The following is an 8,740-nucleotide window of genomic DNA, read 5'->3' as shown; positions in this document are numbered from 1 at the left end:
TGCTCGGGTGTTTTTCGTGAAGGACGCCACGACGTCAACCAAACTTGAACTGCAGGGTTCATTCGACGACCGCGATGACGATGTGCTGATCGTGATCGCCGATGAGGAATCCCCTCGCTTCACCCGGTCTCCGAGACCTCGCTTCGGTCGTGACGGCAAGATCGGCCCTGGTCGTTTCAACGTCGCATCGAACGTCAGCGATGCGGACTCGGTCGACGACCTATACGAGGCGTTTAGGCTGGCGGGAGGGTTCTGATGACAAGCGTTCAAGAAGTCCTCTCTGTGCTGGAGAACGCCGGTTTTGAACGTCTTCCCAAGCCGCTAACGGTGGCCGGTACAGAGTTCGACTTCGACGCCGCCGCTCGCGGGACCGGCAACTCGCATGACCTCGTTCTGGTCGCAACCGGTCAAGTTCCCCGCCGGCGCCTGCAGCGTCTTGTCGCGGGTTTGGCTCGTTCCCTTGACGTAGCCGCGTCGCGCCGCCCCATGAGTCTTGTGATCATTGGCGGAGTCGCTGCGTCTGACCGAAACGAATTGGAGCGGTATGTCCGCGTCCTTCCCATTGCGTCTACAACGCCCGATGTCGCCGAAATAGAAGAGGCTGTCGCTGTCCTACTGCCGCTTAAGCTGCCGAACCCGGACTTGGTCCCCGGGGGCGATCCGACCAACGAGGTGATGGCGGCGCTCGGCCCACTGAAGACAACTCCGGACCATATCGCGCTCATTGAGGCGGCGGTCGATGGCTCTCGCGCAGTAAGAGAGGCCCTCCGTCGATACGCGAACGAGGGAGCGGGTTGGACTGAAGAGATCGAGGACGACGAATGAGTGACGTCCCGATCCGCCGTTTGATGGTCTCCGACTTTCGTTGTATCGAGGGCACGCGTGATCTGCCATTTGATGCGCCAGTTGTCCTTATCCACGGCCCGAACGGCACAGGCAAGACAAGCATCCTCTCTGCGCTCGAACTCGCCTTGACTGGTCACATCAGGAGCATGGAACGACAATCCGATCGCTACCGGGCGCATCTGCCGTTCTTCGGGCAGTCCTATGCAACGGTTCGAGCCGACGTCGCTGAATACCTGCAGTCGGGCACCCCCGGCGTCCCGTTGACTGTGAACGGCGCGCGTTTGGAGGGCACTCCGGCGTTCAGCAACGAAGCCGCTAACTTCTACGCTGAACGGTGCTATCTGGACCAGTCGTCTCTGGGACGGCTGCTTGACTTGTATCAAGCCCGAGAGCGAAACGAACAGACCGCTCTCGAAAAGTTCGTGAACGAACTGCTCGGCCTTGAGAAGCTGGACGCCCTGCGCGATGGGCTTAGCGACGCACTTGACCTCAGGCTCGTCAAGAAGCTCGCAATCGGCGTTGACGAAGCCGACCGCGAAGCGAAGGTAGCGGCGACGCAACTCAAGGAACAGAGCGCAGAGCGGGCCAAGGCTCGGACTGAGGTCGATAAAGCTCGGGTCGCGGTCCGTGAGGCTATCGTCGGACTCCACTTGAACACGGCTGACGGCATGACTGATAGTGACCTTCTCGGGTTCGTCTGGTCGGCGCTCAATGACGAAACCGCTAGCGCCGACTCTGTGGCTGCCGCGAAACTCCACCAAGAAATCATCGCCTTGGGGGGCCGTATCTCAGCGCTGACAGAACGCGCCACGATGCAACTAATCCAGGAAGCCCGCGCCGCGTTGGAGGCTGCCAACGCCGATCAAGCGGCATGGGAGGCCACGGAAGGGGTAAAGGTCCGGGCGGGGCAAGCAGCCGCCGAAGCCGTAGGTGTGGACACGCGCAGCGAACTAGGCATCGCTGTCGAGCGGGCTTTGAGCCTTGCCCTCCAAGAGTTGGAAAACGACTCCAACATTCGCGCAAGGACCGAAGCCGTCAGCACTCAACTGGAGGCTGACCGAAATGAGTTGGACGACCTTCAGAAGCGGCTCGCCGACGCTCGTGAGCATTCGAGCGCTCTGGTCGAGGGCCTAGCTGCGCTCAGTACTGTCATTGGTGCCAGCGAGGTGTGCCCGGTTTGCGACCGCGACTTCGCTGAAACCGGCGCCCCTAGTCTCAGCGCCCACATAACAACAAAACTTGCCGAACTCACTACACGCGGACAGCAGCTCATCGACCTTCGCGCCGGCCGCGACCAATTGGCGGCAAGGGTCACGCGGGCAGGAACTGATTACACGCAGCTCACGCTTCAACTCCTAACCGCTGACCAGCGGTTAGCCCTCGAACAACGCCATGCAACGCTTGTCGATCTCACTGCCCAGGCCGGCGACATCGAGGCTGCTATCTCCCACGGGAAGGACCTCAGCAGGCGCGTGAATGACCTGCGGCAATCACTCGCCCGCCTCGAGACAGCCTCATCAGAAGAACGCCATATCAGCAGCGAACTTGGCAGATACGCGGCCCGACTCCAAATGAACGTGTCCGCGACGTTCGATTCGTTCGAGGCAATGTTGACTGAACTACTGAACCGGGCCGAAGCAGAAGTCGCCCGCCTTTCCGATGTCGACAACCAGCAACGGACCATGGCTACCGAAGCGGCCCGTCTCGCATCGGCCTTGGAACATGAATCCGAAATTGTTCAGCGTCTCGCTGACCTAGCCGAACGGAAGAAGCTGTGGGACGACCGCGTTGCTGAATCGAAGAGACGACAAGCAGTAGCGAAAGATGTCCACGAAGCCGCGACACAAGCCCGCACTGCCATCGTCCATCGCGTCTTCACCGAATCCCTCAACGAAGTCTGGAAGACGGTGTTCACCAGACTCGCGCCAAGCGAAGGTTTCATCCCCAGCTTCGGTGTCCCCAGCGCTACCAAAAAGACGTTCGATATCACTTTGGAGACGACCCATCGCAACGGCGAAGCCGGCGGCCCACCGCAGATGATGTTGTCTGCAGGCAACCTGAACACCGCCGCCCTCTCGTTGTTTCTTGCGCTCCATCTAGCGGTTGAGCCAATCGTCCCGTGCCTCATCTTTGACGATCCCGTACAAGCCATGGACGAAGTCCACGTCGCACAATTCGCTGGTCTGATCCGCCTTCTTGCGAAACAGAACGAGCGGCAAGTCATCGTTGCCGTCCACGAACGTGAACTGTTCGACTACCTAACCCTCGAACTCAGCCCGGCCTACGAAGGCGATGAGCTCATCACCATTGAGCTCGGTGGACGCGCCACCGAGGAGGACCGTGGAGTCACGCGCCACGTCTGGGTGCCAGATCCTGCGATAGCTAACTAGATGGGACTTGCGCCGACACTCATGGGTTATCCCCATTCAGGCACCCCCGCCGATAGGGTTTTCCGCGTGAAGCGGTTGTGGTTGCTACGTGTGCTTGGACAGCGCCTTAGCGCGCGTAGAACGGCGCGCGATGAAGCCTGACTCCCCGCTGTGGAAGGTGATGGGTGAGCCGGCGAGTCCTGCCGAAGCTGCCGCGCTCGACGCCTTCCGTGAGCTTCTCCCGGACGATGGCATCACCACTGCCTGGGCGAACCTGACCTTTATCAACGATCAGGGCCGTACCGCCGAGGTTGACGTGCTGCTGCTCACAACTCAGGGGATGTACCTCGTCGAGCTGAAGGGCTGGCACGGCACGATTCGCGGCAACGCGCAGCGCTGGAACCAGGGCCAGCGCAACGTCGAGAACCCCCGGCTGGCCGCCGATCGCAAGGCGAAGTGGCTCAAAGGCCTCCTTCAAGATCGAGCGCCCAACCAGGCGGCGAGGGGGCTGGTGCCGCGCATCCACGCTGTCGTCGTCATGCACGGAGAGGGCAGCTCTGTTGAGATTGCCAGTCCGGGTGACATTGGAGTGCTGACTCTCGACGGGTACCACGTCAACTCCAAGCCCCGCCTTCTGAAGCTCTCGGACTTCCTCGTCCAGCCTCCGCACGACTTCCGCCAGCCAATCGACCTTCAGCGGGCGAGGCAAGTTCGCTCCCTCTGTGATGCCGTCGGGTTCACGCCGACGCCCAAGGTCCGGATGGTTGGTGACTTCGTCGTTGCCGATGACGAACCGATAGCGCAGGGACGAGACTGGCAGGACGTGCTTGTCAATCTCCCGGCGTTGCCCGACGTCAAGCGCCGGCTACGTCTGTACGACGTGCCTGCGACGGCATCGCCGGCCGACCGCCAGCAGATCGAGCAGCTCGCCCAGCGCGAGTTTCAGCTCACCCAGGGGTTGCGCCACGGCGGCATCGCGGTGCCCCTCGACTTCAAGCGAACCGATGACGGCCCGGCGTTGGTGTTCGAGCACGACGCCAGGGAACTCCCGCTCGACGCCTACATCGCGGGGGAGGGAACCGAGTTAGATCTCGACCAGCGCATCGCCTTGGCCATCCGGCTGGGCGAGATTCTGCGTTTCGCGCACAACGTCCATCTACGGCACCGGGCGCTGTCACCACGGCGTGTGTGGGCAACGCCGATTAAGGATGCCCTGCCGAACCTCACGATCCGCGACTGGTACTTCGCGCAGCGCGACAGCTCGACCAGGAATGTCTCGCGCCTGACTGCGATCAGTGCTGGCGTAGACGATCTCATGGGGGTGGCTGATCATGACGACTGGCTCTGGCTCGCGCCTGAAGCGCGCCACTCCGTCGAAGGACTCCCCCCGATACCGCTCGACGTGTACGGATTCGGTGTCGTCGCCTATCTCCTGCTGACCGGGAAGCCGCCCGCCGAGACGTTTGTCGAGTTGGAGCAGCGCCTGTCCGAGGCGGGCGCACTCGACCCGCGAGCAGCGTCACCAGGTATGCCTGACGGCGTCGCCGACGTCATTGAGATGGCGACCCGCGCTGTGGAATCAGAGCGGCCGTCGACCATTGACGAGGTACTCGAGCTCCTTCGTCAAGAGAGGGACGACCTCCGGCGAGGGGACCGCGTCGAGGATCCGACACCGGTCGGCGACCCCGTCGACGCACAGAAGGACGACATCGTCGCCGATCGCTTCTTCGTGACCAGTCGGCGTGGTGAGGGTTCCAGCGGTGTCGCACTCGCAGTCCACGACACCGACTCAGAAGATCCCGACCGCGAACTCGTCCTCAAGGTCGCTCGTACCGAGTCAGCGGGGCGCAGGCTCTCGCTGGAAGCCGACGTGCTCCGAGCACTCGATCACCGCCGGGTAGTACGACTCATCGCCGGGCCGCTCGAGGTCGGGAACCGACGTGCGCTTCTGCTCACCGATGCCGGCAAGGAAACCCTGGCCACGCGGCTTTCCAAAGAAGGCCGGGCGACGGTGGGCCAGCTGGAGCAGTACGGCAGTCAGTTGCTGGAAGCGATGATCTATCTCGAATCCCAAGGGGTCTTCCACCGAGACATCAAGCCGTCCAACCTGGGTATCACCCCGGACCCCGGCACTCGGAGACCGTCGCTGGTTTTGTTCGACTTCTCACTCGCAAGTGAAAGCGTCGACAACATCGCGTCCGGAACACCGAGCTATCTCGACCCCTACCTCGGCCGCGGCCGACGCCAGAAGTACGACCGCGCCGCCGAATTGTGGGCCGTGTCCACCACCCTGTTCGAGATGGCCACCGGCCAGCTTCCGTGGTGGGGAGAGGGCGCGGGACGCCCAGCCGATCCCAGCGACCCACCGATCATCGAGCCCACGAGCTTCGAGCCTGCCGTCGCGACTCAACTGACGGCTCTCTTCCAGCGCGCCCTCGCACCAGATGCAAGAGCCAGGTTCAGCAGCGCCGACGAGTTAGCCGTCGCGTGGCAGGGCGTATTCGCCGCTCTCGACACGGACGAGGACGGTGCGAGCGGAAGCGACGAGCTCGCCGATGCCGCCACGCTGGACACTCCGTTGGAGCGTGCGGGCCTGTCCGCTCGGGCGCTGTCGGCTGTATCGCGTCTCAATGTGGCGACGGTCGGTCAACTGCTAGGTGTGCACCCGACCCGCATCAACTCGATACGCGGCCTCGGCGAGACTTACCGCAAAGAGATTCAGGCGAGGATTCGCGGCTGGCGGTCGCGGCTCAGCGGTGCGGAAGAGGTCGCCACGGATCAGCCCATGGGCACGGAGCGCCTCGTCTCCTTGCTCTTGGGTCACCTGAAGGGTGCCGAGCAGACGGTGATCGAGCGCCTCCTTGGCCTTTCTGGTGATGTGGCGGCAGGTGACTGGCCGGCAACGGGCGACACCGCGCAATCTCTGGGAATGACCCGCGATCGGGTCACCCATGCCGTGGATCAGGCAGTCACGGTATGGGGCAAGAAAGTCGGCCAAGCCATCGACGGCGTGCTCACTGAAGTAGACACCCTGCTGGCTCGCAACGGTCGAGTGATGGCAGTCTCTTCACTTGCGAACGCGTTGGTCGCCCAGCGCGGATCCTTGCTCGACGGGGAGGATCGCCTCCGGCAAGGAGCCGCCCTGTTGCGTGCGGCCTACGAGTTCGACGCGCGCACGCCGGAGCCAACATTGGAACTGAGGCGAGGCATAGGGAAACGCGCCAATGTCATCGCCCTGCGTGAGACCGCGGACCCTGACGAATCCGGGCAAGAGTTCCCGCCGGCTGACATCCTGACCGAGACGGCGATCGAATTGGGACGGCGAGCCGATGACCTCGTCTCGGCCGGAGTCGTTCCGTTCGCGACTGCGAGCGCCGCCTTGCACGACATCGCCAGCGAGGCTGGGGCTTCAACGGTCGTCGCCTTGACTGGGCGTGGACTCCTGACGTTGGCTGCTTCTGTCTCGGCGAAGGCGGCTGTCTCAGGCTTCGACGAGCTGTACCCGGTAGACCTCGACCCTCAGCAGGCGGTGGAGCGCGCACTGCGCGGCAAACCTGGCCGGCGCATCAGCGAGTCCGCGGTTCGCCGGAGTGTCGCTGCGCGTTTCCCGCAGGTAGAGCTCCCGGCTGCGTCGCATCGACTGGACGCCCTCGTCACGGCGGTCCTGCCTGGGATCGTGAACCACAACGGCGTGTATGAGTTGGCGTCTGAGGCGCGCTCGGCCACGCATACCGCCAGCGGTTTCACTGTCTTCGCGCCGGTCGCAGTCGCTGAGGCCGCGGTAAAACTGGAAGAGTCGCTGTCGCGGAATGGTGCACTCACCCTGACCACTCCGCCCAAGCGATATGTCAAGACGGCACACGGACTTTCGACCCGGTACGCCGTAGAAGTGCTCGATATCGCGTCCCTTGTTGTGAACGCGGCGCGTGCACTCGCCGGCCAGGCCGGGGCGAGCTGGGAGGTCGTTCTCGGCGCAGATGCCAAGTCGAAGGGCAGCGAGGACTGGTCGAGGCTCGTCGGTCTTGTGCAGCAGGCGCTGATACCGAACTGGGAGGAAAGGCTCGCAAACAACAAGCCGTTGCTCATCGTCAATGCCGGCCCGTTGGTGCGATACGGCATGGCGGGGATTCTCTCCACTCTTCTTGACGTTGGCACGCCGCGTCCGGCTGCCCGTTGGCTGCTTGTCGCGAAGCAAGGCAGCCAGGCTGTCCCGTTGTTGGAGGGCAAGCCTGTGCCGCTCGGTCCCAGCGGCTGGGTTGAGCTGCCCGCCGATCTCTCACTCCTCACGGAGTCCACCACCCGTAGTACCTCAGGAGCCCGAAAGTGATCGACTCGTCCGCCTTGCTCGCCGACCTCAAGGGTCAGCTCAAGCTTCTCCAAGCTGACCTGAAACAGCGCGCAGAGGACCCGTCGAACTGTTGGGGCGTGCGGTTGAAGGAGGAGTACGCCGAAGCGTCCCGCCGCGAGCGCACTGGCTGGTCCTGGGTGGATTGGCGTGACAACGAAGTCGACCAGGCTGCCGTTGCGTGGATCGTGTCGACGACGTTTCTTCGCTTCTGCGAGGACAACGACCTGCTCGCCGGCGCCAAGATCGACGGTCTGCCGACCGCCGTTGGCTGGATCGCTGGTCCCGGGGATCGGGTGCAGCGCGCGGAAGAGAACCTCACTGCCTACTTCCGGGAGAATCCCACACATACTAAGGAGTTCGTAAATAAGTCGAGTCAGGCCGCGATGTAGGCCAAATTCGGGTCGCGGAAAAATCCCTGGACCAGGTGTGGGAGTCTCTGCAGTCGGCGTAACGCGTTGGTGGCCTTGTTCTTCAGGTCATCTTTGCTGGTGACGCCGGTCTTGCCGATGTGGTCGTGCTTGACGTTCTTCCACACCCACTCATCGGGGTTGAGCTCGGGCGAGTAGCCGGGCAGGAAGAACAGCTTGAGCCTGCCGCCGGTGGAGGCCACGAATTCCTTGGTGGCCCTGGCTCGGTGGCAGGGGTGGCCATCGACGATCAAGTAGACCGGGGCGGCGGCGTCGCGCAGCAGGCGCTTGCAGAACTCGATGAACACCGCCGAGTTGACCTTGCCGTCGTGGACCATGAATCGCAGCTTGCCCTGAGCGCTCACAGCCGAGAGCATGTTGATGCTCCAGCGGGCGCCGGTGTTGGCCACCACCGGTGTGCGCCCGACCGGCGCCCAGGTGGTGCCCGAATGGTAGTCCGAGCGCACGCCGGCCTCGTCGGCGAAATAGATCGTCGCGCTCTCCCTTTTGGCGGCCTTACGAATCGTGGGGAATTGTTCGCGTTTCCATTGTTCGACCGCATCGGGGTCCTGCTGGTAGGCGCGGTGCAGCGGTCGCTGCGGGGATAGGCCCATCGTGTGCAGCAGCCGGCCCACGCTGGCCTCGCTGAGGGTGATCGCGAACTCGCGGCGGATCAGCTCGGCGATCATCGAGCGGGTCCACAGCGCGAACCCGAACGACAGCTGGCGCGGATCGCTGCCCACGATCAACTCATATAGTCGCGAGAGCTG

Annotated in this window: 6 protein-coding genes; 5 read left to right on the top strand and 1 reads right to left on the bottom strand. The window is 63.2% G+C overall.

The genetic code is table 11. The annotated features are described in order from the left end of the window. The 5 genes from AC2VOP_RS09850 to AC2VOP_RS09830 form a co-directional block, all read left to right on the top strand. Positions 1–256: hypothetical protein (locus AC2VOP_RS09850; RefSeq protein WP_486960780.1), on the top strand; the 256-nt coding region annotated here is incomplete at its 5' end. Further along, the gene (locus AC2VOP_RS09845; RefSeq protein WP_343708202.1) at positions 256–825 is read left to right on the top strand and encodes a hypothetical protein; all 570 of its coding nucleotides are present in this window, start codon (positions 256–258) and stop codon (positions 823–825) included. The genes AC2VOP_RS09850 and AC2VOP_RS09845, both read left to right, overlap by 1 nt. Then, positions 822–3,236 carry an AAA family ATPase gene (locus AC2VOP_RS09840; RefSeq protein ID WP_343708201.1) on the top strand — a complete coding sequence of 805 codons (2,415 nt, stop codon included), beginning with the start codon at positions 822–824 and terminating at the stop codon, positions 3,234–3,236. The genes AC2VOP_RS09845 and AC2VOP_RS09840 overlap by 4 nt, the downstream gene beginning before the upstream one ends. A gap of 130 nt (positions 3,237–3,366) precedes the next feature. After that, a complete protein-coding gene (pglW, locus tag AC2VOP_RS09835) occupies positions 3,367–7,542 on the top strand; it encodes a BREX system serine/threonine kinase PglW (protein ID WP_486960779.1) in 4,176 nt (1,391 codons plus the stop codon). Further along, a complete protein-coding gene (locus tag AC2VOP_RS09830; RefSeq protein ID WP_486960778.1) occupies positions 7,539–7,952 on the top strand; it encodes a hypothetical protein in 414 nt (137 codons plus the stop codon). The genes pglW and AC2VOP_RS09830 overlap by 4 nt, the downstream gene beginning before the upstream one ends. Here the strand turns inward: AC2VOP_RS09830 and AC2VOP_RS09825 are convergent. Beyond that, the coding region (locus AC2VOP_RS09825) for an IS630 family transposase (protein ID WP_486960777.1) at positions 7,937–8,740 on the bottom strand (804 nt) is incomplete at its 5' end. The two genes, AC2VOP_RS09830 and AC2VOP_RS09825, sit on opposite strands and share 16 nt — an antisense overlap.

The sequence above is a fragment of the Mycobacterium sp. TH-M106 genome (assembly GCF_057473765.1).
Note: the sequence above shows the minus strand (reverse complement) of the source record. Positions and strands in the feature narration are given on the sequence as shown.